The sequence below is a fragment of the Streptomyces sp. S.PB5 genome (assembly GCF_030403745.1).
GTDB lineage: Bacteria > Actinomycetota > Actinomycetes > Streptomycetales > Streptomycetaceae > Streptomyces.
The window spans coordinates 235,555-262,431 of the sequence record NZ_JAQMWP010000002.1 but is presented as its reverse complement, the minus strand read 5'-3'; the positions used below and the strand labels follow the sequence as shown (position 1 = coordinate 262,431).

Below are 26,877 nucleotides of genomic sequence, written 5' to 3'. Positions count from 1 at the left end.
CGCTACGGCAGTACCGCGAAGCCGTCCAGTTCCACCAACGCCTCCTCGTCCCACAGGCGTACGACCTGGACGACGGCCATCGCCGGGTACTCCCGGCCCGCCAACCTCCGCCAGACACCCCCGAGTTCGGCCGCTCGGGCGCGGTAGTCGGCGACATCCGTGGCGTACACGGTGACGCGGGCGAGGTCGGCGGGGGTGCCGCCGGAGGCCCGCAGCGCTCCCAGCAGATTGGTGAGCGCCCTCTCGAACTGCTCCACGAGCCCCTCCCCCACGACCTTCCCGTCGCCGTCGAGGGCCGTCTGGCCGGCCAGGAAGACCACCCGGGTGCCGGTGGCGACCACGGCGTGGGAGAAACCCGTGGGCGGGGAGAGCTCGGACGGGTTGACGCGCTCGGTGCTCACCGGGACGCCTCCTCCAGGTTCGCGTACAACTCCTTGGCGATGATGCCGCGTTGGACCTCGCTCGCCCCCTCGTAGATCCGCGGGGCGCGCACCTCCCGGTACAGGTGCTCCAGCAGATGGCCGCGCTGCAGTGCCCGCGCCCCGTGCAACTGGACGGCCGTGTCGACGACGTACTGCGCGGTCTCGGTGGCGAGCAGTTTCGCCATCGCCGCGCGCTTGGGGACGTCGAGGGCGCCTTCGTCGTACGCCGTCGCCGCCGCGTACACCATGAGGCGGGCCGCGTCGGTGCGCAGGGCGAGCTCGGCGACCTGGTGGGCGACGGTCTGGAGGTCCTTCAACTTCCCGCCGAACGCCTCGCGTCGAGAGGTGTGGGCAAGGGTGGCGTCGAGCGCGGCCTGGGCCATGCCGACGGCGAACGCGCCGACGCTGGGGCGGAAGAGGTTGAGCGTGCCCATCGCGACCCGGAACCCGCGGTCCGGCTCCCCGAGGACGTCGGCGGCGGTGACGGGCACGGCGTCGAAGTCCAGGGCACCGATGGGGTGCGGCGAGAGCATGTCGAGGGCGGTGCCGGTGAGCCCGGGGCGGTCGGCGGGGACGAGGAACGCGGTGACACCACGGGCCCCGGCACCGGGGGTGGTGCGCGCGAAGACCGTGTGGAAGTCGGCCTCGGGGGCGTTGGAGATCCAGCGCTTCTCCCCGGTGAGACGCCAGCGGGCGGGGCCGTCGGGCTCCGCCCGCAGGTCCAGCGCCGCCGCGTCCGACCCCGCCCCCGGCTCGCTCAGTGCGAACGCGGCCACGGCCCGTCCCTCACTCACCGGGGGCAGCCACCGCTCCCGCTGGGCGGGGGTGCCGTGCGCGTGCACCGGATACGCCCCCAGCCCCTGCAACGCGAGGGCGGTCTCCGCTTCCGTGCAGGCGTACGCCAGGGACTCCCGCATCAGGCAGAGATCGAGGGCGCCGGAGGTGAACAGGCGCCGCAGCAAGCCCAGTTGGCCGAGTTCGGCGAGCAGGGGCCGGTTGACGCGGCCCGGCTCGCCCTTGTCCGCGAGGGGGCGCAGACGGTCGGCGGCCAGGGTGCGGAGCTCCGCACACCAGGCGGTTTGTGCCGGATCGAGCGAGAATGCGGGCATTGCCGGTCCCCTCTCCGCTGGACCCTTCCACCGTATCGCGTCCCATTGACTGTCGTCACCAAGACGATACGCTGCTTGCGCGAGCCCACCCACGACGCCCACAAGGCAGGCCGACCAGGCAAGGGGGCGAACCGCCATGAACCGTTCGGCGCACATCGACACCTTCGCGCGCGACCATCTCCCACCCCCGGACCAGTGGCCCGAGCTCCGGTTCGAACTCCCGGAGCTGAGGTACCCCGATCGGCTGAACTGTGCCGCCGAGCTGCTGACCGGCCCGCCCGACGACCGGCCGGTGTTCCACACCCCCTCCGGGGAGACATGGACGTACGGCACCCTGCGCGCCCACGTCGACCGGCTCGCGCATCTGCTCACCGGTGACCTCGGCGTCGTACCCGGCAATCGTGTGCTGCTGCGCGGCCCCACCACACCCTGGCTCGCGGCCTGCTGGCTGGCCGTGCTCAAGGCGGGGGCCGTCGCCGTGACCGTGCTGGCCCAGCAGCGGCCGCACGAGCTGGCCACGATGTGCGAGATCGCGCAGGTCGGTCATGCGCTGTGCGACATACGGGCCGTCGACGACCTCGCCAAGGCCGAGATACCCGGGCTCCGGATCACGACCTACGGCGGTGACGCCCCCGACGATCTCCTCAACCGGACGGCGCCCACCGCCCCGTACCCCGCCGTCGCGACCGCCGCCGACGATGTCGCGCTGATCGCCTTCACCTCCGGTACCACCGGGCGCCCCAAGGGGTGCATGCACTTCCACCGGGATGTGCTCGCGACAGCCGACACGTTCTCCGCCCATGTGCTGCGGCCACATGCGGATGATGTCTTCGCCGGCAGCCCTCCCCTCGGCTTCACCTTCGGCCTCGGCGGACTCGTCGTCTTCCCGATGCGGGCCGGTGCCAGTGCGCTCCTCCTCGAACAGGCAGGGCCCAGGCAGTTGTTGCCCGCGATCGCCGAACACCGCGTCTCCATCGTGTTCACCGCGCCCACCGCCTACCGCGCGATGCTCGACGAGCTGGACGCCCACGACATCTCCTCGCTCCGCCGCTGCGTCTCCGCCGGCGAGAACCTGCCCGCCGCCACCTGGCAGGCCTGGCACGAGCGCACCGGGCTGCGGATCATCAACGGCATCGGCGCGACCGAGCTGCTGCACATCTTCATCTCCGCCGCCGACGAGCACATCAGGCCGGGGACCACGGGGGTGCCCGTGCCGGGGTGGCACGCGCGCGTGGTCGACGACGCCGGCCGGGACATGCCCGACGGCGAGCCCGGACTGCTCGCCGTGCGCGGGCCCGTCGGATGCCGGTATCTCGCCGATCCACGGCAGGGCGAGTACGTGCGCTTCGGCTGGAACGTCACCGGCGACACCTATGTCCGGGAGGGCGACGGCTACTTCCGGTACGTCGCCCGCGCGGACGACATGATCATCTCCGCCGGGTACAACATCGCCGGGCCGGAGGTCGAGGACGCGCTGCTGCGCCATCCGGACGTCGTCGAGGCCGCCGTCGTGGGGCGGGACGACGAAGCCCGCGGGCAGGTCGTCGTGGCGTACGCCGTGCTGAAGGAGGGCGCCGCGCGGGACGCCGATGCGCTGCGCGCCTTCGTGAAGGCGGAGCTCGCGCCGTACAAGTGTCCGCGCGAGATCGTCTTCCTGGACGCGCTGCCGCGCACCGCGACCGGCAAACTCCAGCGGTTCCGCCTGCGCACCGAGGGTGACCAGCACTGATACCGAAGACCTAAGATGATCAACGTGTCCGACCAACATGCACCACGGTCTCTCATCGTCACGCTCTACGGCGCCTACGGCCGCTTCGTGCCCGGCCCGGTACCGGTCGCCGAGCTCATCCGGCTGCTCGCCGCGGCAGGCGTGGACGCCCCCTCCGTACGCTCCTCGGTGTCCAGACTCAAACGCCGCGGACTGCTCGTCCCCGCCCGCACCGCACACGGCGCCGCCGGGTACGAACTGTCCCCGGACGCACGGCAGTTGCTGGAGGACGGCGACCGCCGCATCTACGCCGTCGCGCCGCCCGAGGACGAGGGCTGGGTACTCGCCGTGTTCTCCGTGCCGGAGTCCGAGCGGCAGAAGCGGCACGTACTGCGCTCACGGCTCGCCGGGCTGGGCTTCGGGACCGCGGCGCCGGGGGTGTGGATCGCGCCGGCACGGCTGTACGAGGAGGCCCGCCATGTGCTCCAGCGGCTCCGCCTCGACCCGTACGTCGACTTCTTCCGCGGCGACCACCTCGGCTACGCCCCGACCGCCGAGGCCGTCGCCCGCTGGTGGGACCTCGCGGCCATCGCCAAGGAGCACGAGGAGTTCCTCGACCGGCACGCGCCCGTGCTGCACGCGTGGGAGGAGCGCGAGGACACTCCGCCCGAGGAGGCCTACCGCGACTACCTCCTCGCCCTGGACTCCTGGCGCCACCTGCCCTACGCCGACCCCGGCCTCCCCTCCGCGCTGCTCCCCGAGGACTGGCCCGGCGAACGCTCGGCAGCGGTGTTCCGCGGGCTGCACGAACGGCTGCGGGACGCAGGGGCGGCGTTCGTCGGCATGTGACCGCGGCGGGAAGGTGACCTCATGATGCCGGCAGCTCTCAAGTCCCGAGCGTCAGGCGGGGCTTGGGGGCGTCCGTGCGTCCGGTCTGGGGGCGTCGGCTGCCCGCGCGGTACGGGGCCGGCCAGACGACGCCCGGTCCGTCGTATCCCTGCTCGGCGGCCGCGTGCAGCGTCCAGTGCGGGTCGTAGAGGTGCGGGCGGGCCAGGGCGCACAGATCCGTACGGCCCGCCAGGATCAGGGAGTTGACGTCGTCCCAGGAGGAGATCGCGCCGACCGCGATCACCGGCACCTCGGCCTCCTGGCGGATGCGGTCCGCGAAGGGCGTCTGGTACGACCGCCCGTACTCGGGCCGCTCCTCGGCGACGACCTGTCCGGTGGACACGTCGATCGCGTCGGCACCGTGGGCGGCGAAGGCTCGGGCGATCTCGACCGCGTCCGCCGCCGAAGTGCCGCCCTCCGCCCAGTCGGTGGCGGAGATCCGCACGGTCATGGGCCGCTCCTCCGGCCACACGCCCCTGATCGCGTCGAAGACCTCCAGAGGGAACCGGAGCCGTTTCGCGAGCGATCCCCCGTACGCGTCGGTGCGGAGGTTGGTGAGTGGGGAGAGGAAGCCGGACAGCAGATAGCCGTGGGCGCAGTGCAGTTCGAGCAGGTCGAAACCGGCGCGGGCGGCCCGCCAGGCGGCGGCTGTGAACTGCTCGCGGATGTCGGTGAGTTGGGCGCGGGTGAGCTCGCGCGGGGTCTGGTTGCCGGGCCCGTAGGGGATCGGGGACGCGGCCACGACCGGCCAGTTGCCGTCGGGCAGCGGCTCGTCGATGCCCTCCCACATCAGCCTGGTCGAGCCCTTGCGGCCGCTGTGCCCGAGCTGGACGCCGATCGCGGTACCGGGCGCCTGCGTGTGCACGAAGTCGGTGATCCGCCGCCAGGCCTCGGCCTGCTTTCCGGTGTAGAGGCCGGTGCAGCCGGGGGTGATCCGGCCCTCCGCGCTCACGCACACCATCTCGGTCATCACCAGCCCCGCCCCGCCGAGCCCCCGCGCGCCCAGGTGGACGAGGTGGAAGTCGCCGGGGAGACCGTCGACCGCCGAGTACATGTCCATCGGGGACACGACGACCCGGTTGCGCAGCGTCAGTCCGCGCAGCCGGAACGGGGTGAACATCGGGGGCGTACCGGGCGGGCAGCCGAACTCCCGCTCCACGGCGCCGGTGAACCGGGCGTCGCGGAGGCGGAGGTTGTCGTGGGTGACGCGGCGGCTGCGGGTGAGGAGGTTGAAGGCGAACTGGCGGGGCGGCTGGTCCAGGTAGAGGCCGAGGTTCTCGAACCACTCCAGGCTGGCGCGGGCGGCACGCTGCGTCGAGGCGACGACGGCTTTGCGTTCCGCCTCGTACGCCGTCAACGCCTGTTCCAGGGAGGGCTGTTCCTCCAGACAGGCGGCGAGGGCGAGGGCGTCCTCGACGGCGAGTTTGGTGCCGGAACCGATGGAGAAGTGGGCGGTGTGGGCGGCGTCGCCGAGGAGGACGGTGTTGCCTTGGGACCAGTGTTCGTTGACGACCGTGCGGAAGGTCGTCCATGTCGAGTTGTTGGAGCGGAGAGGCCTGCCGCCCAGGGCTTCCGCGAAGATCTTGGCGCAGCGGTCGATGGACTCCCGGGTGTCCGGTTCGTCGAAGCCGGCGGCTCGCCAGACCTCCTCGCGCATCTCGACGATCACCGTGGAGGCGTCGGGGGAGTACGGGTAGCCGTGCAGTTGCATCACGCCGTGTTCCGTCTCGGCGATCTCGAAGCGGAACGCGTCGAAGGCGAAGTCGGCGGCGAGCCAGATGTAGCGGCAGCGGTGGGTGGTCACATGGGGGCGGAACACATGGGCGGCGCCTTCACGGGTGGTGCTGTTGACTCCGTCGGCGGCGATCACGAGGTCGTGGGTGCGGGCCAGGTCGGGCGGAGCCTCCGTGCGGAAGCGGAGGTCCACGCCGAGGGAGCGGCAGCGCTCGTGCAGGATCTCCAGCAGGCGTTTGCGGCCCAGGGCCGCGAAACCGTGGCCGCCGGAGGTGTGCCGCCCTCCCCTGTGGACGATGTCGATGTCGTCCCAGCGGACGAACTCCCGTTGCATGGCCTCGTAGACCACCGGGTCCGCGTGCTCGATACCGCCGAGGGTCTCGTCGGAGAGGACCACTCCGAAACCGAAGGTGTCGTCGGGGGCGTTGCGTTCCCAGACGGTGATCTCGCGGGCCGGGTCGAGGCGTTTCAGCAGTGCGGCCGCGTAGAGGCCGCCGGGGCCACCGCCGATGATCGCGACTCGCAGGGGGTGCCTCGTCATCGTCGGCGGCTGCGGATGGTCGGTGGCCGGCCGCGCCCCTGAGGTGGCCACCCTCACCGTCCGCTCCACTTCGGCGCCCTCTTCTCCGTGAACGCCGCGTGGAACTCCTTGTAGTCCTCCCCGTTCATCAGCAGCGCCTGCGTCGACGCGTCCAGTTCCACGCTCGCCGCCAGCGGCATGTCCAGTTCCGCCGTCAGGAGCGCCTTCGTCTGGGCGTACGCCAATGCGGGGCCCTCGGCCAGGCGGCGGGCCAGGGACTGGGCTGCCTCGTCCACCGCCCCCTCGTCCGTGAGCTCGCTGATCAGGCCGATGCGCTCGGCCTCCGGAGCCCGGACCGGCTCGCCCAGCATCAGCAGCCGGGTCGCGTGGCCCAGCCCCACCACCCGCGGCAGCAGATACGCCGCTCCCATGTCGCCGCCCGACAGGCCCACCCGCGTGAACAGGAACGCGAACCTTGCCGTCGGGTCGGCCACCCTGAAGTCCGCCGCCAACGCGAGCACCGCGCCCGCGCCCGCCGCGACCCCGTGCACCGCCGCGATCACCGGGAACGGGCACTCCCGTACCGCCCGCACGACCTGCCCGGTCATCCGGTTGAAGTCGAGGAGCTGGGCGGTGTCCATCGACAGGGTCGCGCCGATGATCTCGTCGACGTCGCCGCCGGAGCAGAAACCACGGCCCTCGCCGGCCAGCACCAGGGCGCGGACCGAGCGCTCCCGGGACAGCTCGGCCAGCAGATCGCGCAGGTCGGCGTAGGCGCCGAAGGTGAGCGCGTTGAGTTTGTCGGGGCGGGCGAGGGTGACGGTGGCGACGCCGGAGGCGACCTCGACCCGCAGGTGTTCCCAGCGGGCGGTGCGGGCGGCGGAGCCGGTGAAGGGACTCATGCGGTGCGGCCTCCTCGTACTCGGACAAGTACTCGGACAAGGTGCGCTCTCCCACGCTCTACCCTCGAAGCTATCACCCATCTTTGACTGTCGTCACGAGTGCGCGATAAGAGCATCCGGGAGTGACCTGGACCCGTCACATCTGTCACGGCTCCTCGACAGAGCGGCTACGGCGGGAGCAGCCGTGCGAGGCGGGCCGTTGTGAGGGGTAAGCCGCCCGGTAACGGGGCCGAAGGTCCCGTACGGTGCCCGTCGGACGCCTCTGCCGGGCGGCGCCGTACCATTCATAAGGTTGAAAGCAGGACAGCCTGCTCATGAACGGAACCGCCTTGCAAGATCGCCCCTCAGCCTCCGCCTCCTGGCGCATCGCGCTCCCGCACTCCGCCGCGGCCGTGCCCGTGGCCCGTGCGCTGGTGCGCACCGCGCTGGCTGAGCTGGAGCACGGGGCCGACAGCGACACCGCGGAACTGCTGACCGCCGAGCTGGTGGCGAACGCCGTCGAGCACACCGCGGGGGACGCCCCGATAGAGCTGGTCGTGGAGCTGCTCCCGACCGGCTGCCAGGTCGAGGTCCACGACCCGGACCCGGCCCCGCCGGGCAATCTCACCCGCCCGGTCGACATCGACCCGGACCCCTGGCAGGAGCACGGCCGCGGCCTGCTGCTGATCCGCGCCCTGAGCTCGTCCTGCGGGCACCGAGCCACCGAGTCCGGCAAGGCGGTGTGGTTCAGACTGCCGGTGGTGCCCCCGCAGTGGCGCCCGGCGTGACCGTGCCCGCCCCCGCCCCGGTCTCCGTCAGGCGAGCGTCGCCACCAGTACGGCCTTGATGGTGTGCAGTCGGTTCTCCGCCTCGTCGAAGACGACGGAGTGGGCCGACTCGAAGACCTCGTCGGTGACCTCCAGGCTCTCCAGGCCGTGGGAGTCGTATATCTCCTGCCCGACCTTGGTGCCCAGGTCGTGGAAGGCCGGCAGGCAGTGCAGGAACTTGACGTCCGGGTTGCCGGTGGCGCGCAGGACGTCCATGGTCACGGCGTACGGACCGAGGGCCGCGATCCGCTCGTCCCAGACCGCCTTGGGCTCCCCCATGGAGACCCATACGTCGGTGGCGACGAAGTCCGCTCCCGCGACGCCCTCCGCCACGGACTCGGTGAGCGTGATGCGCGCCCCGCTGTCCATGGCGAGCTTCCGGGCCCGCTCGACGACGTCCTGGGCGGGCCAGTAGGACTTGGGGGCGACGATCCGGACGTCCATGCCGAGCAGGGCGCCGGTGATCAGGTAGGAGTTGCCCATGTTGAAGCGGGCGTCGCCGAGGTAGGCGAAGGCGATCTCCTCGACCGGCTTGCCGCTGTGCTCGGTCATCGTCAGGACGTCGGCGAGCATCTGGGTGGGGTGCCAGTCGTCGGTGAGACCGTTGAAGACGGGGACACCGGCGAACGCGGCCAGTTCCTCGACCTTCTGCTGGCTGTCCCCGCGGTACTCGATGCCGTCGTACATCCGGCCGAGCACCCGCGCGGTGTCCCGTACGGACTCCTTGTGGCCGATCTGCGAGCCCGACGGGTCGAGGTACGTCGTGGCGGCACCCTGGTCCGCGGCGGCGACCTCGAACGCGCAGCGGGTGCGCGTCGAGGTTTTCTCGAAGATCAGCGCGATGTTCTTGCCGCGCAGGTACTGGGTCTCGGTCCCGGCCTTCTTCGCGGCCTTGAGCTCCGCGGACAGCTCGACCAGAGCGAGCAACTCCTGCCCGGTGAAGTCGAGCTCCTTGAGGAAGTGGCGCCCGGCGAGGGCGGTCGGGACGGTCGCCATGGGGCGCTCCAGAGGTGGTACGTGACAAGGGGACTCTGGAAGTCTATACGACGATCAGCATTTCTATACAGTCGGCATGTCTATACAGGCGCACGCTCCACGGGACAGCTCATACAGCGCGGCCCGCCCCTCCCCCGCCCCAGCTCGCTGCCCGGGATCTCGATGACCTCGATGCCCTGCTTGCGGAGGTGGGTATTGGTGGTGGCGTTCCGCTCGTAGGCGACGACGACGCCCGGCTCGACGGCCAGCACGTTGCAGCCGTCGTCCCACTGCTCCCGCTCGGCCGCGTGCACGTCCTGCGTGGCGGTCAGCACCCGGATCTCGCTCAGCCCCAGCGCGGCCGCGATCGCGCGGTGCATGTGCTCCGGCGGATGGTCGGTGACCTTGAGCTCCTTGTCGCCGACGCCCGGTTCGATGGTGTACGAGCGGAGCATGCCGAGCCCGGCGTACTGGGTGAAGGTGTCGCCGTCGACCATCGTCATCACGGTGTCGAGGTGCATGAAGGCCCGCCGCTTGGGCATGTCGAGCGCCACGATCGTCTGCGCGGACCCGGCGTCGAACAGTTTGTGCGCGAGCATCTCGACGGCCTGCGGGGTGGTCCGCTCGCTCATGCCGATGAGGACGGCGCCGTTGCCGATGACGAGGACGTCGCCGCCCTCGATGGTGGACGGGTAGTCGGCCTGCCCCTCGCTCCACACGCGGAACGTTTCATCGCGGAAGAGGGGGTGGTGCCGGTAGATCGCCTCGAAGTGGACCGTCTCGCGCTGCCGGGCCGGCCAGCGCATGGCGTTGACCGAGACCCCGTCGTAGATCCAGGCCGAGGTGTCGCGGGTGAAGAGGTGGTTGGGCAGCGGGGCGAGGAGGAAGTCGTCGAGGTCCATCACATGGAAGCGGACGGAGACCGGCTCCTCGTGCGCGTCGAGGAACTCCCGCTTGGTCATGCCGCCGACGAGGGCCTCGGCCAGCTCGGGTGCGGGCAGTGTCTCGAAGGCGGCGCGCAGATGGTCGGTGGCGAGGACGCCGTACTCCTTCTCGTCGAAGACCCGGTCCAGGACGAGGGTGCGGGCCGCCGGGATCGCCAGGGCCTCGGTGAGCAGGTCGCCGAAGAGATGGACGGCGACCCCGCGGTCGCGCAGCACGTCCGCGAACCCGTCGTGCTCGGCGCGGGCGCGGCGCACCCAGAGCACGTCATCGAAGAGGAGTGCGTCCTTGTTGCTGGGGGTGAGCCTCTTGAGCTCGAGATCCGGCCGGTGCAGGATGACGCGGCGCAGCCGCCCGGCCTCGGAGTCGACATGGAATCCCATGCCTCCATCCTGACCACCGGAGACCGTATTCACCCCCTACTTGACCACTTCACTTACCGCATCCAATTTTCGTCCCCTTGACGATAAGCGAGTCGATGCGCAATTATCGTCCTCTCGACGAAAAGAGGGGTCTCGTGGCCGACATCACCCGGCGTCTGGGCTGGCGCCATCTGCGCGGCGCGCCCACGGCGCACATCCGGCACCACCGCGGCGGCAAACTGCTGCACGACGGTCCGGGCCTCAGTTTCTGGTTCCGCGCACTGACCGCCGCCCTCTCCGAAGTACCGGTCGACGACCGGGAGTTGGCGATGACCTTCCATGCCCGCACGTCCGACTTCCAGGACGTGGCGGTGCAGTCGACGGTGACCTACCGGATCAGCGACCCGGCGCTCGCCGCGGCCCGTCTGGACTTCTCGATCGACCCGGACACCGGCGCATGGCGCGGCACCCCGCTGGAGCAGCTGGGCACGCTGCTGACGGAGACGGCACAGCAGCACGCGCTGGACGTGCTCGCCCGTACGCCGCTGTCGTCGGCGCTGGTGGACGGTGTGGCGGCGGTACGGGAACGGGTCGCCGCGGGGCTCGCGGCGGAACCGCGGCTGCCGGCGACCGGGATCGAGGTGGTGGCCGTACGGGTCGTCGCGCTGCGTCCGGAGCCGGAGGTGGAGCGCGCCCTGCGCACCCCCGCCCGTGAGCAGATCCAGCAGGAGGCGGACCGGGCCACGTACGAGCGGCGGGCGGTGGCGGTCGAACGGGAGCGGACCATCGCCGAGAACGAACTGGCCAGCCAGATCGAACTCGCCCGGCGCGAGGAGCAGTTGGTCGAGCAGCGGGGCACGAACGCCCGCCGGGAGGCGGAGGAGCACGCGGCGGCGGACGCGGTGCGGGCCGGGGCGGAGGCGGCCCGGTCGGTGAAGCTGGCGGAGGCCGAGGCGGCGCGGACCGTGAAGCTGGCAGAGGCGGAGGCGGAGCGTGCGGTCAAGTCCGCCGAGGCGGAGGCGGCACGCTCCCTGAAGCTGACCGAGGCGGAGGCCGAGCGGTCGGTGCGGCTCGCCGACGCCGAGGCCGCCCGGTCCCTCAAGCTCGCCGAGGCGGAGGCGGCACGGGCGGTGCGGCTGTCCCGGGCCGAGGCCGAAGGGGCGCGGACCGTGGGTGAGGCGCGGGCGCAGGCGCAGGAGGCATGGCTGCGGGTGCACGGGGACGTGGACGTGGCGGTGCTGCACGCCCTCGCCGGGACCCGGCTCGCGGAGAGCCTGCCGCACATCGAGAACCTCACCGTCTCCCCCGACGTCCTGACCGGCCTGCTGGCCAAGCTGGGCGGCGCCCGGGACCAGGCATGAGCCTCGCCCCGCGGGTCGTCCTCGTCCACCGCACCACGGAGTACGAGGAGTTGGTGGCCCACCACGGCACCCACGGCCAGGCCGCGTTCTTCCTCGCCTCCCGCGGCCGGGACATCGAGGAGGTGGCCGAACGCCATCGCCGCACCCGGCAGGCGCTGGCGGAGGTCACCTCGGCGATCCCTCTGACATGGCGTCAATCGAGGGTCGAGCGAGCCGACTTGGACCGTTTCCTGTTCGCGCCGGAGGACGTGGTGGTCGTCGTCGGCCAGGACGGGCTGGTGGCGAACGTCGCCAAGTACCTCGCCGGACAGCCGGTGCTGGGCATCGACACCGACCCCGGCCGCAACCCGGGCGTCCTGGTGCGGCACCGCCCGCAGGACGCGGCGAAACTCCTGACCTCGACAGCCGCACCGGTCGACGAACTCACCATGGTCGAGGCGGTCGCCGACGACACCCAGCGCCTCGTCGCCCTCAACGAGATCTACCTCGGCGCCGCCGGCCACCAGACCGCCCGCTACCGCCTGGGCCTCGACGACGACGGGGGTGCCGTCGAGGCCCAGGCCTCCTCCGGGGTGCTGGTGGGCACGGGAACGGGCGCGACGGGCTGGCTCCGTTCGGTGTGGCAGGAGCGCGGTGCCGCACTGCGCCTGCCGGGACCGGCGGAGGAACGGCTCGTGTGGTTCGTACGGGAGGCCTGGCCCTCCCCCGCGACCGGTACGTCCCTGGTGGCGGGCGAGCTGTCGGCCTCGGCCCGGCTCCGGCTGACGGTCGAGTCGGAGCGGTTGATCGCGTTCGGGGACGGGATGGAGAGCGATGCGCTGGAGCTGACGTGGGGGCAGTCGGTGCGGGTGGGGGTGTGTGCGGAGCGGCTGCGGCTGGTGGGGTGACGGGTTGTGTGGCCGGGGTGGGGGGTGCGCGGCGGAGCGTCGGGGTGGGGGCGGGGGCGGGCGGCTCGGACGGCTCATCTGGCGGCGGGGGCGGCTTGGGCGGCTCATCGGCGGCGGGGCAGCTCGGGCGACATCCCCGGCCGGGGGACGGCTCGGACGACACCGCCAGCGGCGGATGCAGCTCGGGCAGCTCATCAGTGGCGGATCAGCGGCGGGGGCAGCTCGGGCGACACCCCCGCGGCCGGGGCGGCAGCTCGGCGACACCCCGGGCGGCAAAGGCGGTTCGGGCGGCTCATCAGCGGCGGGGACGGCTCGGGCGACACCTCCAGCGGCCGGGGCGGCTCTGGCGGCTCCATCCAGCGGCCCGGGCAGAGCCCGCCCGTCAGTCGGGCGAACAGGCAGGCCGGACAAAGGAGTTCGGCCGGTCCGCCGAGCAGTACCTGCGGGGACATGAGGCTCCCATCGAGCCGGTGCGCTCGGAGGAACGGCTCGGCGGCGGAGGGTGGGCCGTCGATGTCCGGTGGGGCGGCGGCACGGGCCGCGGCGGGGCCGCCTCGCCTGCCTCCGCATCCAACTCGCCGCCCCCTCCGCCCCGGACCGTGATCGGCAGCCCGCGGCAAGCCTGTGCGGCCGGCTCGCCCCCGGGGACAACCCTAGGGACGGACCGGCCGCGAGGCCAGGTCACAGGCGTGGGTCCACCGGCTCCGACTCCAGCGCCAGCACCCCGAACACCGCCTCGTGCACCCGCCACAGCGGCTCGCCCTCGGCCAGCCGGTCGAGGGCCTCCAGGCCGAGCGCGTACTCGCGGATGGCCAACGACCGCTTGTGGTTGAGGAAGCGCTGACGCAGCCGGGTGAGGTTGTCGGGGCGGGTGTACTCCGGACCGTAGATGATCCGCAGGTACTCCCGGCCCCGGCACTTGATACCGGGCTGCACCAGACGGCCCTCCCCGCTCCGGACGACCGCGCCGAGCGGCTTGACCACCATGCCCTCGCCGCCCCGGCCCGTCATCTCCAGCCACCAGTCGACGCCCGCCTGCACGGACTCGGGGTCGGCCGTGTCGACGTACAGGCGACGGGTGGTCTGGAGCAGACCGGTGCCGTCGTGCTCCACCAGCCGGTCCAGCAGGGCCAGTTGCTCGTCGTGCGGCAGGTACGCCAGGCTGCGGCCCTGCACCGCGAGGATCTGGAACGGGGCCAGGCGTACGCCGTCCAGGCCGTCCGTGGTCCAGCAGTAGCGCCGGTACGCCTCGGTGAACGCGGCCGCGTTCGAGGCGCGTTCGCGCTGGCGGCCCAGCAACTCCCCGACGTCGACGCCCCGTTCGGCAGCTCCCTCCAGCGCGGCGAGCGCACCCGGGAACACCGCCCCGGACGCGGCGCCGACGGCGGCGTACTGCGAGCGCAGCAGCCCCGACGCCTTCAGCGACCACGGCATGAGCTCGGCGTCCAACAGGATCCAGTCAGTGTCCAGTTCGGACCACAGCCCGGCCTCGGTCACCGCCGACCGCAGCCGGCCCAGGATCTCCTCCGTCACCGACTCGTCGTCGAAGAACGGGCGTCCGGTACGGGTGTAGAGAGATCCCGTGGGGCCGTCCACACCGAAGCGCTTCCGAGCCGTCTCCGCGTCCCGGCACACCAGCGCCACCGCCCGCGAACCCATGTGCTTCTCCTCGCACACGACCCGCGCGACCCCGTCCTGCGCGTACTGCGCGAAGGCCTCGGCCGGGTGTTCCAGGTAGCCGTCGACGTGGCTGGTCGCCGTCGGTGCCATGGTCGGCGGGAGGTACGGCAGCAGCCTCGGGTCCACCGCGAAACGGCTCATCACCTCAAGGGCCGCGGCCGCGTTCTCCTCGCGGACCGCCACCCGGCCCTGGTGCCGGGTCTCCACCACCCGGCGGCCGCTGACGTCCGCCAGGTCCAGCGGACGGCCGTCGTGACCGCCCGGCGCCTCCGACTTCAGCGGCTTCACCGGCTCGTACCAGACCTGCTCCGCCGGTACGTCGACCAGCTCCCGCTCCGGCCAGCGCAGCGCGGTGAGCCTGCCGCCGAAAACGGCACCGGTGTCGAGGCAGATGGTGTTGTTCAACCATGTTGCTTCCGGAACCGGGGTGTGACCGTAAACAACCGCCGCCCGCCCCCGGTAGTCCTCGGCCCACGGGTAGCGCACCGGCAGCCCGAACTCGTCCGTCTCCCCGGTGGTTTCGCCGTAGAGCGCGTGTGAGCGGACCCGGCCGGAGGTGCGGCCGTGGTACTTCTCCGGCAGACCTGCGTGGCAGACGACCAGCCTGCCGCCGTCGAGGACGTAGTGGCTGACGAGCCCGTCGATGAACTCCCGCACCTCGGCGAGGAATTCGTCCGACTGGCCCTCCATCTGCTCGATGGTCTCGGCCAGGCCGTGGGTGTGCTGGACCTTGCGGCCCTTCAGGTGACGGCCGTACTTGTTCTCGTGGTTGCCGGGGACGCACAGGGCGTTGCCCGACTTCACCATCGACATCACGCGGCGCAGTACGCCCGGGCTGTCCGGTCCTCGGTCGACGAGGTCGCCGACGAAGACGGCGGTACGGCCCTCCGGGTGCACACCGTCGACGTAGCCCAGCTTGCCGAGCAGCGACTCCAGTTCGGAGGCACAGCCGTGGATGTCGCCGACGATGTCGAACGGGCCGGTGAGGTGGGTGAGGTCGTTGAAGCGCTTCTCGGTGCGGACCGTGGCGTTCTCGACGTCCTCCACCCCGCGCAGGACATGCACCTTGCGGAAGCCCTCGCGCTCCAAGTGCCGGATGGAACGCCGGAGTTCACGGATGTGCCGCTTGATGACCCGGACCGGCATGTCGGCCCGGTCGGTGCGGCCGGCGTTGCGCTCGGCGCACACCTCCTCGGGCACGTCGAGGACGATGGCGATGGGCAGCACGTCGTACTGCCGCGCCAGTTCGATGAGCTGGCGTCGGGAGTCCGACTGCACGCTGGTCGCGTCCACGACCGTACGGCGGCCGGCGGCGAGCCGCTTGCCGGCGATGTAGTGGAGCACGTCGAAGGCGTCCTTCGTCGCGCTCTGGTCGTTCTCGTCGTCGGAGACCAGGCCGCGGCAGAAGTCCGAGGAGATGATCTCGGTGGGCTTGAAGTGCCGTCGCGCGAACGTGGACTTGCCGGAGCCGGAGGCGCCGACGAGGACGACGAGGGAGAGGTCGGTGACGGGCAGCACGCGCCCCTTGGTCTGGTTCTCGGTCATGCCGCCTTCGCCTCCTTCTCTGTGTCAGCGGTGCTCTTCATCTCGAATACGGCCATCTGTGTGGGCGGTCCGACCTCCGGGTCGTCCGGCCCGACTGGCACGAACTCCACGTCGTACCCGTGCCGTTCGGCCACCGCCCCGGCCCAGGCCCGGAACTCCTCGCGCGTCCACTCGAAGCGGTGGTCGCCGTGCCGGACGTGGCCGGCCGGGAGGGATTCCCAGCGCACGTTGTACTCGACGTTCGGGGTCGTCACCAGGACGGTCCGGGGGCGGGCGGCGCCGAACACGGCGTACTCCAGGGCGGGCAGCCGGGGCAGGTCGAGGTGTTCGATCACCTCGCTGAGCACGGCGGCGTCGTACCCCTTGAGCCGCTTGTCGGTGTAGGCGAGCGAGCCCTGGATGAGCTTGACGCGGGAGGCCTGCCGCTCGCCCATGCGGTCCAGCTTGAGGCGCCGGGAGGCGATGGTGAGGGCGCGCATCGACACGTCGACGCCGACGATCTCGGTGAACCGCACATCCTTGAGCAACGCCTGCACCAACTGGCCCTGACCGCAGCCGAGGTCGAGCACGCGCGCGGCGCCCGAGGCGTGGAGGGCGGCGATGATCGCGTCCCGCCGCTGCACGGCGAGCGGTGTCGGCCGTTCCTCCTCCTCGGTCTCCGCCGCTACGGCGTTGTCGATCTCCTCGACCTCACTGTCGTCGGCCTCGGCCAGCCGGACCAGTTCGAGACGTTCCATCGCCTCGCGGGTCAGCGACCAACGACGCGACAGATAGCGGCTGGTGATCAGCTTCTGCTCGGGGTGGTCGGGCAGCCAGCCCTCACCGGCGCGCAGCAGCTTGTCGACCTCGTCGGTGGCGACCCAGTAGTGCTTGGCGTCGTCGAGGACGGGGAGCAGGACGTAGAGGTGCCGCAGGGCCTCGGCGAGGGTCAGGGTCTGCGACTCCAGGACCAGGCTGACGTACCGCGAGTCGCCCCACTCCGGGAACTGCGGGTCCAGCGCGACCGGTTCGGCGGTGGCCGTCCAGCCGAGCGGCTCGAACAGCTTCCGTACGAGGTCGGGGCCGCCCCGGGCGGGCAGTGCGGGCACCTCGATGCGCAGCGGCAGCGGCTCGGCGGCGCGCTCGGGGCGGGCGTTGCACACCCCGCGGATCGCGCTGGAGAAGACGGAGCTCAGTGCGACGGCGAGCAGCGAGGACGCCGCGTACGGACGGTCGTTGACGTACTGCGCGAGCGCCGCGTCGGGCGCCCCGCCGCGGCCCTTGCCCTTCCCCTTCCGGACCAGCGCCACCGCGTCGACCTCCAGCAACAGCGCCGCCGTGCAGCGCTCGGCATCGGCCTCGGGGTAGAGGACATGCGCCTTGCCGTAGGACGTGGAGAACGCCTGCGCCTTCTCGGGATGCTTGTGGAGCAGGAAGCCGAGGTCGGTGGCGGGACGTTCGGGGGTGCCGGTCGTGCTGATCGAAAGGAACACGGGCTTGGCCTCAAGTAGGGTCTGAACTGCTGATATGCACACCGTACAGACCGGACATCGGCAGCACTCGGGAATTTTCGCTCGCACGGAAGCGGAGACATCGCATGACGGACACCGGCTTGGGCGCAGACCGGATCGACACCAGCAAGCCGCACTCGGCTCGTATGTACGACTACTTCCTGGGCGGGAAGGACAACTACCCGGTCGACGTCGCGGCGGCCGAGCAGGTGACGTCCTTCTTCCCCGCCGTGAGTCAGATGGCCCGGACCAACCGGGCGTTCATGCACCGGGCCTCGCGGCTGCTGGCCGAGCGGGGCGTGCGGCAGTTCCTCGACATCGGCACCGGCATCCCGACCGAGCCGAACCTCCACCAGATCGTCCAGGGGATCGCCCCTGACGCACGCGTGGTGTACGCGGACAACGACCCGATCGTCCTCCGGCACGCGGAGGCCCTGCTGCACAGCACGCCGGAAGGGCGGACCGACTACATCCAGGCCGATGTACGGGAACCGGCGAAGATCCTCTCGGCGGCCCGGGAGAGCCTCGACTTCTCGCAGCCGATCGGGCTGTCCCTGGTGGCGCTGCTGCACCTGGTGGCGGACAAGGACGAGCCTGCGCGGATCGTGCGTGAGCTGCTCGAACCGCTCGCGCCGGGAAGCTATCTGACGCTCTCTCATGCGACCGGGGACTTCGACCCGGAGACGTGGGAGCGTGTGGTCGAGGTGTACCGCAAGGGCGGCACGGACGCGCAGGTGCGCTCGCGCGCCGAATTCTCGGCGTTCTTCACGGGGTTGGAGCTGGTCGACCCCGGGGTGGTGCTCGCGGCGTCGTGGCATCCGGAGCTCGGTGCCCCGCAGGGCGGCGAGGAGATTCCGCTGTATGTGGGGGTGGCCCTCAAGCCGTGACGTCTGTCGCGTCAGGTTCTCGTCAGACGCCTCACCGAACACAGAGAGGGCACATAGAGAGACGGCACCACCGCTCGGCCGAGCCGGTGATGCCGTCCGCTCACGCCTTACGACAGCTGCGACTGCACCTGGGAGGAGATGAGTTCCAGGTGGTCCAGGTCGTGAAGGTCGAGGACCTGGAGGTAGATGCGGCTGGAGCCGACCGCGGCGTAGCGGCCGATCTTGTCGACGACCTCGGACGGGGAACCCGCCAGGCCGTTGAGCTTCAGTTCGTCGACCTCGCGGCCGATCGCGGCGGCGCGGCGGGCGACCTCCTGGTCGTCCTTGCCGACACAGACCACCAGGGCGTTGGAGTAGACGAGGTCGTCCCCCTTGCGGCCGGCCTCCTCGGCTGCGGCGCGTACCCGGCCGAACTGCCGCTCGGAGTCCTCGACTCCGGCGAAGGGCATGTTGAACTCGTCCGCGAACTTCGCGGCGAGCTTCGGGGTGCGGGTCGTGCCGTGGCCGCCGACCAGGACCGGGATCTTCTCCTGGGCGGGCTTGGGCAGCGCCGGGGAGTCGGTGAGGTCGTAGAACGTGCCGTGGAAGTCGAAGGTGTCGCCGGCCTTCGTCGCCCACAGCCCGGTGACGATCTCCAGCTGCTCCTCCAGGCGGCCGAACTTCTCCTTCGGGAACGGGATGCCGTACGCCTTGTGCTCCTCCTCGAACCAGCCCGCGCCGAGGCCGAGTTCGACGCGGCCGCCGGACATCTGGTCGATCTGCGCGACCTGGATGGCGAGCACGCCGGGCAGCCGGAAGGTGCCGGCGGTCATCAGGGTGCCGAGGCGGATGCGCTTGGTCTCGCGGGCGAGGCCGGCCAGGGTGATCCAGGCGTCGGTGGGGCCGGGCAGGCCGTCCACAGAGCCCATCTTGAGGTAGTGGTCGGAGCGGAAGAAGGCGTCGAAGCCGAGGTCCTCGGTGGCCTTGGCGACGGCGAGAAGGGTGTCGTAGGTGGCGCCCTGCTGGGGCTCGGTGAAGATGCGAAGATCCATACCCCCCATCCTGCACGCTGACGTATCGGTCAACCGCATCCGTCCCCGCGGCCCCAGTCCTGCCCGGTCGGGTGAAATTCCGTCAACGCCGTGAACAGGGCTTGCCCGGGCCAGTGACCCGGTGAAGGCGATGATCGTTGCTCGGGCGGAGCCGGACCGACCGGCGCCCGCGCCGGCCGGTCAGCGCCGGGCGTCACCCGTGTCGGCCTCCCGTGGAGGCCTGGGCCGAGGAGGCCGTCATGTCCGAAGAATCCGTGCCGCAGCAGGGTGCCGGGCCCTCCGGTCAGCCGAAGGGGCTGCTGCAGCAGATGGAGGAGCTGATGGCGGCACTCAACGCGGACCTCTCCGCCCTGGACGCGGACCTGCAGTCGGCGGGGCGCGGGGGCGAGGAGAGCGAGGCGAAGTAAGGGCGAGGCGCGGGGCGACGAACACGAGCCACCGCGCCACCTCTTGGGGAGCGGCGCCGGCTCCTGGGCGCCGGTGCTTGGGCCGTGGCAGTTCTTGGGCCGTGGCAGTTCTTGGGCCGTGCCAGGCCGCGGTCCCGGAAGGCCGGCGGTCCCACAGGATCCGTGGTCCCAGAAGGCGTCAGACCGCCTCCCGTACCGGTGATCCCTGTTCCCCGTCCTCCAGTTTGCGGAGCATCCACAGGACGCGGTCCCGGGACTCGTCCGCCGCGTCGATCGCCTCCATGCACTGCCAGTACATGCCCTCGTCGTCCGCGGCGCAGGCGAGGCCGACCAGGGCGATGCCCACCTCGCCGAGGAGGCCGCCGAGGCAGACGAGGGCCTGGCGGGCGTCGCCCAGTTCGGTGAGCTGGGCGGCACGCAGGTCGGCGGTGTCCAGGTTCGGACTGTCCAGGACACCGCATCCTCTGCCCGCCAGCTCGGTCAACCCGATTGCCTCGCCCCGGAGTTGGGGCGGCCCCGAGACAGCGAGCCGGCTCCCTATCGCCTGGGCCAGGGCCTGTGCCTGCCACACCTCCGTCAACACCTGAGGCGGGTCACCGCCACCCGCGAGGGCGCGTCTGCTCGTCACAATGAGCCGCACCGCGTCCATGCCGCTGCCCCCGTCCGCCGCCCGAACTCCGTTCTCCACTACCCAGAGTGAGGGTCCACGGGACGAAAAGCCAGAGGAAGGCGGAAATCTGTGGACAACGAATCGGTTTCGGGCCGAATTTTGACTGCGGAGAGTGAAAACGGACCGGGCTACTCCCTGTCGACGTCAGCCTCGGCCGCGCCAACCGCCGCTACGGCGCCGGGAATCTCCGCTCGTTCCTGTCGATCTTCGCGTCCAGTGCGGCGAGCGGATCGATGCCCAACACCTCGCACAGCTGCAGCAGATACGCGAGGACGTCGGCGACCTCGTCCGTGACGCGGTGCGCGGTGTCGGCGTCGGCCATGACGCGGGCCGACTCCTCCGGGGTCAACCACTGGAAGATCTCGACCAGTTCGGAGGCCTCCACGCTGAGCGCGGCGACGAGGTTCTTGGGGGTGTGGTAAGGCTGCCAGTTGCGGGCGGCGGCGAACTCGGCCAGCCTGCGCTGCAGTTTCGCCACATCGAGATGGTCTGTCACGGCTCCAGGTGTACCACCGTGAGGCCCTCGGTCCCGGTGGCCCAGGACGCGTCGGTGGCCGTGGCGAGCAGCCGGATATGTCCGCGGTCGCACATCCGCCCGGCGAGCCGCAGGAGTTCGGCGCGCTGGTGGGGGTCGAGGCGGCGGTCCAACCCGTCGGCGAGCACGGTGAGCGTCTGCATCGCCTCGGGCACCTCGTGGGCCTGGTCGAGTGCCAGCACTCCGGGCCCGGTGAACAGCACGAGCGCGAGCGCGAGGTACCTCAGCTCGCCGTCGCCGAGCCGTGCGAGCGCCGTACGGACGCCGTCGCCGCGGTCGAGCGCGGCCTGGACCGTGCCGTCGTGGAGGAGTTCGGCGCACACGTCGGTGACGGGGCCCGCGCATCCGGTGCCGACGGCCGAGACGAACTGCCCGTGCCGGCGCGCGCACTCCGCGCGGGTGCGCCACAGGACGTCGGCGAGGTTGTCGCAGCCACCGAGCAACCGCCCGGAGCCGGTGGGGACGGGGGCCCGCATACGGTCGGGCCGCGGATCGCAGGCGAACACGGACCGCAGCGCGACGACCATCTGCTCGGCGGCGGCGAGCACCCGACGCTGCCCGTCGGTCTTGCCGGCCACGCGTAAGGGGAGCAGCGCGGTGCCGAGCCGGTCGTCGGGGAGCGGGGCGCGGGTCACGGGCGAGGAGCCGGCGGTGTGCCAGGCGGCCTGCACGGACCGCCGCGACGGATCGCGCAACGCGGTCTCCAGCAGCACGACCCCACCGGCCGCCAGCCGCTCCCCCACGATGCGCAGCTCGGGCTCGGCCTGCACCGCCACGTCGAGCCGGACCGGCCCCTCGGGCCCGTCAGCGGTGCACCCGATCCGGAACCCCCTGCGCTGCTGGGCATCGGGCCGCGCCCGCTCCGGCACACAGCCGAGCGGATCGGGAAACACCTCCCCCAGCTCCATCCCGCCGGCAAGTCGCGCCAGCGCCTCGTACGCCCGCACCGCACTCGTCTTGCCGGAACCGCTGGGCCCGACGAGAAGGGTGAGGGGGCTCATCGGAATGGTCGCGCGGCGGTGGCGGGCGAAGGCGGACAGCCTCAGCTCGGTGAGGTGCGGGCGACCGGGGTGATGACCGGTCGCGACGCGAACGCCGGGCGAGCGAGGCGACGACGCCACCGAGCGCGCCCCGACCGATGCGTCCGGGGGCTCCTCGACGGACGCCTCCGCGGACCTTGCCGCCGAGACCACGGGACGCCCCTCGCCGACCGCCCCCGCAGCCCTCACGCCCGACGCCTCCGAACACCCTTCGGCAGACGCCTCCGCGGACCTCGCCGCCGACACGTCCCGGGGCTCCTCTGCGGCCACCCCGTCGGACCTCACGCCCGAAACCTCCGGGCACCCTTCGCCGGGCGTCCCCGCCCGTCCCTGGGCCGGCACCCGGTGGTCGTAGGAGGTCTTCGGAACCCTGTTGGCCGCGGAGTCCGCCGGCACAGAAGTCGCGCACATATCCGGACCGTAGGGCTCCGTCGGCTGGTGAACCGTTCCGGCGGAAGGCGCTTCCTACGATCGGGGGACCGGGCTCACACGCCGGGGGCACCCGCGCTCTCCATCAGGCCGCTGACCTCGGTTCCCGGCGGGGTCAGCAGGAAGACGTTGCGGTCGACGCGGTGCATGCCGCTGGAGAGGCCGAAGACGACGCCGGTACTGAAGTCGAGGACGCGTTTGGCGACCTCGCCCTCCGCGCCGGTCAGGTCGAGGAGCACCGGAATGCCGGCCATCAGGGTCTCGGCGACCTCGCGGGCGTCGCCGAAGACGTTGACCCGCAGGACGACGAAGCGACGGCGGGGTTCCGTCGCCGCCTCCGGCGGGACCCGGTGGTCCACCGCCGACGGCCATGCGTCCCGGCCGCGCAACGGAACGACCTGGGCGAGCCCTTCCCACTGTTCATCGGTGACGTCGTACCTGTTCACCGGTTCCCCCCGGACTCGCTCGCCTTCATTGCCTGCACCGGCCAATTCTTACGCCAAGTCACCCGTTCGGCCCAACAGCGACACGGTGCGCGACGCTCTCACCCCCTCACATCGTGCCCCCGAAAGCTGTGTGGCCGACGTAGCCGCTCGTGATCAAGCCGTGTGACACCGGCGTAATGGGCGATTCGTACGCTCTGGGAGCAAAAGCCGACCGCCGCAAGGGCCCCGTGTGACCCCCACCACTCCGGGCCGGGGTTTCCCGGTCAGCGGTCGGTTCTCGTCGATGCCGAGCGGGAGTTCATCGAGAAGCGGTGGGAGCTGCCGCCCGGCACGGCCCGCAAGGACGGCGTCGGCAAGGACGGCGTCGGCAAGGGCACCGTCGAGATGTTCCGGAGGATGGCCGACGGCGAGATCAAGGCCTGCTGGATCATCTGCGCCAACCCGGTCGCCTCGGTCGCGGGCCGCCGTACCGTCATCGAGGGCCCGGAGGCCGCGGCGTATGTGAAGCAGCCGGCCTCGGCCAAGCGACATGTGCGGGACGTCTGTTGAGGGTGCGGGATAGGGTGCGCCCGTGGAGCGGATCTTGGTGGTGGGCGTCACCGGTGCGGGCAAGTCCACCCTCGCCCATGCCCTGAGCGGGCGGCTGGGGCTGCCGTACCACGAGATGGACGCGCTGTACTTCAGCGGCCCCGGCTGGGCCGTCAACGACGAGTTGACCGAGGACGTGTCACGGCTCACCGACGGGTCCCGCTGGATCGTCGACTCCGTCGGTTATCCGGAAGTCCGCGACCTGCTGTGGGGCCGGGCCGACACCGTGGTCTGGCTGGACTATCCCAGGCGCGTCATCATGCCGCGTGTGCTGCGCCGGTCCGTCCGGCGCACCGTCACGCGCGAGGTCATCTTCGGCGGCAACCGGGAGACCTGGGCGGGCTGGCTGAGCCGGGAGCACCCGGTGTGGTGGGCGTGGTCGCAGCACGGGATCCGCCGGCACGAGATCGGGCGCCGGATCCGCGATCCCCGCTTCGCTCATCTGCACACGCTCCGCTTCGGCCACCCCGACGACACGGCGGCCTGGCTGACGTCCCTCTGATCGACCCTCTGATCGACCCTTCGATCGCCCTTTGAACGCCGCGATGCCGTGGGTCGTGGTGTCGTGGTGTCGTGATTTAAGGCGATACCTCTCGAAAAACTCGTCTTCTTACCGCCCTCCTACCGGACTCTTCACCTCCACCACCACCTCGCTCACCACCCCCGATTACCTTCCGGTCCCGTGCACTTGGCAGAAATGAAGCCGGTGACACCCGGGCGGCGGACGCGGTCGGTGGTGTCCGAGACGGCCCCGGAGTCCCCCGCGCAGTGGCACCGCGTCCTGACGTTGCTCGCCGACATCAGCCTGCTCATCGGTACCCGCACGGTGTGGGCGCAGGCGGCCTCGCACCGGATGGCCGTGGCGGCGGTGATCTCGGTCTGTTACGCCTCGATCCTGGTGTGCGGGGTGCTGGCGCTGGTGGTGCGCCGGACACGGTCGCTCGCCCGCGTCGACCTGTGCGTGCTGGTGACGGCCGTGACGTTGGCGCTCTCGGCCTGGTCGGTGTTCCACCGGGGCAGCGACGAGGCGCTTCTGACCACCCAGGCCGCCAAGGAGCTGGTCGCCGGGCACCCGGTCTACGGGCAGCCCTGGCCCTGGCTGTTCGGTCACGGGGTCGCCCTCACCCCGACCGTGACCGGCGGCTACGACCTGACGTACGGCTATCCCCCGCTCGCCCCGCTGCTGACCGCGCCCCTGCTGTGGCTCGGCCACGGTGCCGCCCCGGCGACGGCGGTGAGCACGGGGGCGCTGATCGTCGGTGCGGTGGTGTTGTGGCGGATGCTGCCCGTGCCGTGGCGGCCGGCGGCGACGATGGTGTGCCTCGGGTTCGCGATGCTGACGCAGTACGGCCGGCTCGGCTACCCGGCGATCGTCGCGCTCGCCCTACTGGTGCCGGTGGTCGTGAACTGGCCGCGGATCGGGCGGGGCGGGCGGCTCGGGGCGGCCGGGGTGGCGCGGGCCGCTTGTCTCGGCGCGGCGTGCGCGGCGCAGCAACTGCCGTGGTTCCTGGCACCGTTCCTGCTCGCCGGCATCTACGCGGTGCGGCGCGGGGAGCTGGGCGGCCGGGCCGCGACGCTGGTGCTGCTGCGGATCACCGGGGTCGCCGTCACCGTATGGCTGCTGATCAACACGTACTTCATCGTGAGCGAGCCGGGCGCCTGGCTCAGGGGCATCGCCCTGCCGCTGACACAGGGCGCGGTGCTGCACGGTCAGGGCCTGGTGGGTGTGTCGATCTATCTCACGGACGGCAGCGACCGTCTCGACTGGTACGCGCACGCGAGTGCGCTGCTCGCGGTGGGTCTGCTCACGCTGTTCGTGCTGTTCGTACGGCGGTTGGGGCCCGCGGCGACCGTGCTGCCCTGGTGCGCGTTCTTTCTGGCGACGCGTTCGCAGGACGGCTACTACCTGATGATGACGCCGCTGTGGCTGGCGGCCGCGGTCACCGCACCGGCCTCGGAGTTCGCGACGGCGTGGCAGCCGAGGCCGCGGTTGTTCGCCCGGCCGGGGGCACGGGTCGCGGTGGCGTCGCTGGTGCTGCTCCCGGCCCTGCTGAGCGCCGCGTGGGCGGCGACGGGAACGCCGCCGCTGCACATGCGGGTCGCCGCGCTGCACCGGGCCTCGCCGGTGGCCGGCTCCCGGCTCGCACTCCAGGTCACCAACACGTCCGGCACGGCCCTCGCACCCCACTTCATGCTGACCACGGGCCAGGGCATGAGCCAGTACTGGACGGTTGTGCGAGGTCCGGCCGCGCTCCCCGCCCACGCCACCGCGCGCTATGAACTCCGGCCTCCCGCGGGGCCGTACATCGGGAAGTACGTCCTTCCCCGCGCGGGGGTGCGGATCCGGCTGCGTGCCTTCACGGACGCACCGCAGACGCTGTCCAGCGCCTACGTCAGGCTGCCGTCCGTGTGAAGCGGAGGGTGGTGGTGACCGTGGTGAGACCGCGGATCATGCCCAGCTGGTTCCAGCCCATCCCGAAGTGCTCGCGGTCCACGGAGAACTCGGCGTCCAGGATGAGGGCGTCGGCGTCCGCGCCGACGAGGCGGGCGGTGAAGGACTGAGGGCGGCTGATGCCGCGCGCGGTGAGCTGGCCTACGACGTGGACTTTGTCGCCGTCGCGGAGTTCGGCGCTGCGGACCGCGAAGGTGATCTCGGGGTGGTTGTCGGCGTCGAAGAAGTCGGCGCCCTTGAGGTGGGTGTCGCGCTTGGCGTTCTTGGTGTCCAGGGAGGCGACGGCCAGGGTCAGGGTGCCGACCGCGGAGCCGTCGGACCGGACCTCGCCCTGTCCGGTGACGGCGCCGAAAGTGCCCTTCACGGTCACCAGGCCCCACATCGTCTTGTGCTTGATCCCCACGGTCGAGGCGGCGGAGTCCAGCTGCCAGGTTCCGGTTTCGACGGCGACGGTCATGATCATTCACTCCTGCTACTGCTGTAGTCCAAATTTGGATGACAGCACGCTAGCCGATACTTCAAATTTGGACAACAGGTAGACTGGAAACCATGGCCGATCACTCCGACTGTCCCTCCGCCGCAGGTGGCGGGCTCCTGCCCGCGGAGCTGCACGCTTGGATGCTGATGCTGGCCGCCACCGGAGCGGTGGAGCAGGAGCTGCGCTCGGTCGTCAAGGAGCGTCTCGACGTCTCGCACGACGAGTTCCTGATCCTGTGCCTGCTGGCCGACAACCCCGGCGAGGGCGTCCGCATGACCCGCATCGCCGAGCTCCTGGGCCGCCCCAAGACCCGCCTCACCTACCAGATCGCCTGCCTCCAGCACGCCGGGCTCGTCACCCGCAGGTCGGTCTGCGGCGACAAGCGCGGCATCGAGGTCGCCCTCACCGAGAAGGCGCGAACGCTGCTGGCGGAGGCCTCCGGGGTCCTCGCCGAGACGGTGAAGGACGCGCTGGCCCGGATCATGGGCTCGGCCCAGTGCGAGGCGATGCGCGCCCTGATGCCGGGGTTCGCCGAGGAGCCCGCGACGGAGTAGTCGCCGGTGCGGTTGCGGGTACCCGGGGC

Annotated in this window: 24 protein-coding genes and 1 pseudogene; 11 read left to right on the top strand and 14 right to left on the bottom strand. The window is 71.5% G+C overall.

The annotated features are described in order from the left end of the window. Positions 1 to 2: 2 nt before the first annotated feature. Both PH203_RS06010 and PH203_RS06005 read right to left on the bottom strand, forming a co-directional pair. Complete coding sequence (locus tag PH203_RS06010; RefSeq protein ID WP_289917203.1) at positions 3 to 401, bottom strand: RidA family protein; 399 nt, start codon at positions 399 to 401, stop codon at positions 3 to 5. Beyond that, the gene (locus PH203_RS06005; RefSeq protein ID WP_289917202.1) at positions 398 to 1,531 is read right to left on the bottom strand and encodes an acyl-CoA dehydrogenase; all 1,134 of its coding nucleotides are present in this window, start codon (positions 1,529 to 1,531) and stop codon (positions 398 to 400) included. Before PH203_RS06005 ends, PH203_RS06010 begins: the two co-directional genes overlap by 4 nt. A 49-nt stretch (positions 1,532 to 1,580) precedes the next feature. On the opposite strand from PH203_RS06005, the gene PH203_RS06000 reads away from it, so the two are divergent. Together PH203_RS06000 and PH203_RS05995 are read left to right on the top strand one after the other, a co-directional pair. After that, positions 1,581 to 3,260 (top strand): AMP-binding protein, encoded by a 1,680-nt coding sequence (locus PH203_RS06000; RefSeq protein ID WP_289918249.1) that lies wholly within the window; start codon positions 1,581 to 1,583, stop codon positions 3,258 to 3,260. 15 nt (positions 3,261 to 3,275) lie between these two features. Beyond that, complete coding sequence (locus PH203_RS05995) at positions 3,276 to 4,088, top strand: PaaX family transcriptional regulator C-terminal domain-containing protein (RefSeq protein ID WP_289917200.1); 813 nt, start codon at positions 3,276 to 3,278, stop codon at positions 4,086 to 4,088. A gap of 37 nt (positions 4,089 to 4,125) precedes the next feature. Here PH203_RS05995 and PH203_RS05990 read toward each other — a convergent pair whose 3' ends face one another. Together PH203_RS05990 and PH203_RS05985 are read right to left on the bottom strand one after the other, a co-directional pair. Beyond that, complete coding sequence (locus PH203_RS05990) at positions 4,126 to 6,402, bottom strand: bifunctional salicylyl-CoA 5-hydroxylase/oxidoreductase (RefSeq protein ID WP_289917198.1); 2,277 nt, start codon at positions 6,400 to 6,402, stop codon at positions 4,126 to 4,128. A 53-nt stretch (positions 6,403 to 6,455) separates the two neighbouring features. Next, the gene (locus PH203_RS05985) at positions 6,456 to 7,283 is read right to left on the bottom strand and encodes an enoyl-CoA hydratase family protein (protein ID WP_289917197.1); all 828 of its coding nucleotides are present in this window, start codon (positions 7,281 to 7,283) and stop codon (positions 6,456 to 6,458) included. 314 nt (positions 7,284 to 7,597) lie between these two features. Here PH203_RS05985 and PH203_RS05980 point away from each other — a divergent pair, with 314 nt between their 5' ends. After that, positions 7,598 to 8,050, top strand: a complete 453-nt coding sequence (locus PH203_RS05980) for an ATP-binding protein (RefSeq protein WP_289917196.1) — start codon at positions 7,598 to 7,600, stop codon at positions 8,048 to 8,050. Positions 8,051 to 8,077: 27 nt separating this feature from the next. On the opposite strand, the gene argF is transcribed toward PH203_RS05980, so the two are convergent. Continuing rightward, positions 8,078 to 9,085, bottom strand: coding sequence for an ornithine carbamoyltransferase (gene argF / locus PH203_RS05975; RefSeq protein WP_289917194.1), 1,008 nt, complete (start codon positions 9,083 to 9,085; stop codon positions 8,078 to 8,080). 80 nt (positions 9,086 to 9,165) lie between these two features. Continuing rightward, positions 9,166 to 10,389: an arginine deiminase gene (locus PH203_RS05970; protein WP_289917191.1), complete on the bottom strand. Its 1,224-nt coding sequence runs from the start codon at positions 10,387 to 10,389 to the stop codon at positions 9,166 to 9,168. A gap of 134 nt (positions 10,390 to 10,523) precedes the next feature. Here PH203_RS05970 and PH203_RS05965 point away from each other — a divergent pair, with 134 nt between their 5' ends. Beyond that, positions 10,524 to 11,729: an SPFH domain-containing protein gene (locus PH203_RS05965; RefSeq protein ID WP_289917189.1), complete on the top strand. Its 1,206-nt coding sequence runs from the start codon at positions 10,524 to 10,526 to the stop codon at positions 11,727 to 11,729. After that, positions 11,726 to 12,616: a hypothetical protein gene (locus tag PH203_RS05960; protein WP_289917187.1), complete on the top strand. Its 891-nt coding sequence runs from the start codon at positions 11,726 to 11,728 to the stop codon at positions 12,614 to 12,616. The genes PH203_RS05965 and PH203_RS05960 overlap by 4 nt, the downstream gene beginning before the upstream one ends. 681 nt (positions 12,617 to 13,297) lie before the next feature. On the opposite strand, the gene PH203_RS05955 is transcribed toward PH203_RS05960, so the two are convergent. Beyond that, positions 13,298 to 15,841 carry a polynucleotide kinase-phosphatase gene (locus PH203_RS05955; protein ID WP_289917185.1) on the bottom strand — a complete coding sequence of 848 codons (2,544 nt, stop codon included), beginning with the start codon at positions 15,839 to 15,841 and terminating at the stop codon, positions 13,298 to 13,300. After that, positions 15,838 to 17,313: a 3' terminal RNA ribose 2'-O-methyltransferase Hen1 gene (locus PH203_RS05950; RefSeq protein WP_289917183.1), complete on the bottom strand. Its 1,476-nt coding sequence runs from the start codon at positions 17,311 to 17,313 to the stop codon at positions 15,838 to 15,840. The genes PH203_RS05955 and PH203_RS05950 overlap by 4 nt, the downstream gene beginning before the upstream one ends. 104 nt (positions 17,314 to 17,417) lie before the next feature. On the opposite strand from PH203_RS05950, the gene PH203_RS05945 reads away from it, so the two are divergent. Beyond that, on the top strand, positions 17,418 to 18,218 hold the full coding sequence (locus PH203_RS05945; RefSeq protein ID WP_289917177.1) for an SAM-dependent methyltransferase: 801 nt from the start codon (positions 17,418 to 17,420) through the stop codon (positions 18,216 to 18,218). Between the two features lie 107 nt (positions 18,219 to 18,325). On the opposite strand, the gene PH203_RS05940 is transcribed toward PH203_RS05945, so the two are convergent. After that, positions 18,326 to 19,249: an LLM class F420-dependent oxidoreductase gene (locus tag PH203_RS05940; protein WP_289917174.1), complete on the bottom strand. Its 924-nt coding sequence runs from the start codon at positions 19,247 to 19,249 to the stop codon at positions 18,326 to 18,328. A gap of 239 nt (positions 19,250 to 19,488) precedes the next feature. Between PH203_RS05940 and PH203_RS05935 the strand changes: the two genes are divergently transcribed. After that, positions 19,489 to 19,656 (top strand): hypothetical protein, encoded by a 168-nt coding sequence (locus PH203_RS05935; protein ID WP_289917172.1) that lies wholly within the window; start codon positions 19,489 to 19,491, stop codon positions 19,654 to 19,656. A 178-nt stretch (positions 19,657 to 19,834) separates the two neighbouring features. Here the strand turns inward: PH203_RS05935 and PH203_RS05930 are convergent, their stop codons facing one another. From PH203_RS05930 to PH203_RS05915, 4 genes are all read right to left on the bottom strand, one after another. Then, positions 19,835 to 20,305: a DUF6099 family protein gene (locus PH203_RS05930; protein WP_289918247.1), complete on the bottom strand. Its 471-nt coding sequence runs from the start codon at positions 20,303 to 20,305 to the stop codon at positions 19,835 to 19,837. 190 nt (positions 20,306 to 20,495) lie between these two features. Next, complete coding sequence (locus tag PH203_RS05925; protein ID WP_289917170.1) at positions 20,496 to 20,822, bottom strand: nucleotide pyrophosphohydrolase; 327 nt, start codon at positions 20,820 to 20,822, stop codon at positions 20,496 to 20,498. Then, positions 20,819 to 21,982, bottom strand: coding sequence for an ATP-binding protein (locus PH203_RS05920; protein WP_289918245.1), 1,164 nt, complete (start codon positions 21,980 to 21,982; stop codon positions 20,819 to 20,821). The genes PH203_RS05925 and PH203_RS05920 overlap by 4 nt, the downstream gene beginning before the upstream one ends. Before the next feature lie 404 nt (positions 21,983 to 22,386). After that, positions 22,387 to 22,776, bottom strand: a complete 390-nt coding sequence (locus PH203_RS05915) for a cell division protein SepF (RefSeq protein WP_289917169.1) — start codon at positions 22,774 to 22,776, stop codon at positions 22,387 to 22,389. 240 nt (positions 22,777 to 23,016) lie between these two features. On the opposite strand from PH203_RS05915, the pseudogene PH203_RS05910 reads away from it, so the two are divergent. The 3 genes and pseudogenes from PH203_RS05910 to PH203_RS05900 all read left to right on the top strand — a co-directional run. Continuing rightward, positions 23,017 to 23,280: pseudogene (locus PH203_RS05910) on the top strand (hypothetical protein); the annotation flags it as partial. A 67-nt stretch (positions 23,281 to 23,347) separates the two neighbouring features. Further along, positions 23,348 to 23,866: an adenylate kinase gene (locus PH203_RS05905; protein ID WP_289917167.1), complete on the top strand. Its 519-nt coding sequence runs from the start codon at positions 23,348 to 23,350 to the stop codon at positions 23,864 to 23,866. Positions 23,867 to 24,061: 195 nt separating this feature from the next. Beyond that, positions 24,062 to 25,777 (top strand): hypothetical protein, encoded by a 1,716-nt coding sequence (locus PH203_RS05900; RefSeq protein WP_289918241.1) that lies wholly within the window; start codon positions 24,062 to 24,064, stop codon positions 25,775 to 25,777. On the opposite strand, the gene PH203_RS05895 is transcribed toward PH203_RS05900, so the two are convergent. Then, positions 25,758 to 26,273 carry a YceI family protein gene (locus tag PH203_RS05895; protein ID WP_289917165.1) on the bottom strand — a complete coding sequence of 172 codons (516 nt, stop codon included), beginning with the start codon at positions 26,271 to 26,273 and terminating at the stop codon, positions 25,758 to 25,760. The two genes, PH203_RS05900 and PH203_RS05895, sit on opposite strands and share 20 nt — an antisense overlap. Positions 26,274 to 26,365: 92 nt before the next feature. Here PH203_RS05895 and PH203_RS05890 point away from each other — a divergent pair, with 92 nt between their 5' ends. After that, positions 26,366 to 26,848: a MarR family transcriptional regulator gene (locus PH203_RS05890; RefSeq protein ID WP_289917162.1), complete on the top strand. Its 483-nt coding sequence runs from the start codon at positions 26,366 to 26,368 to the stop codon at positions 26,846 to 26,848. Positions 26,849 to 26,877 lie beyond the last annotated feature (29 nt).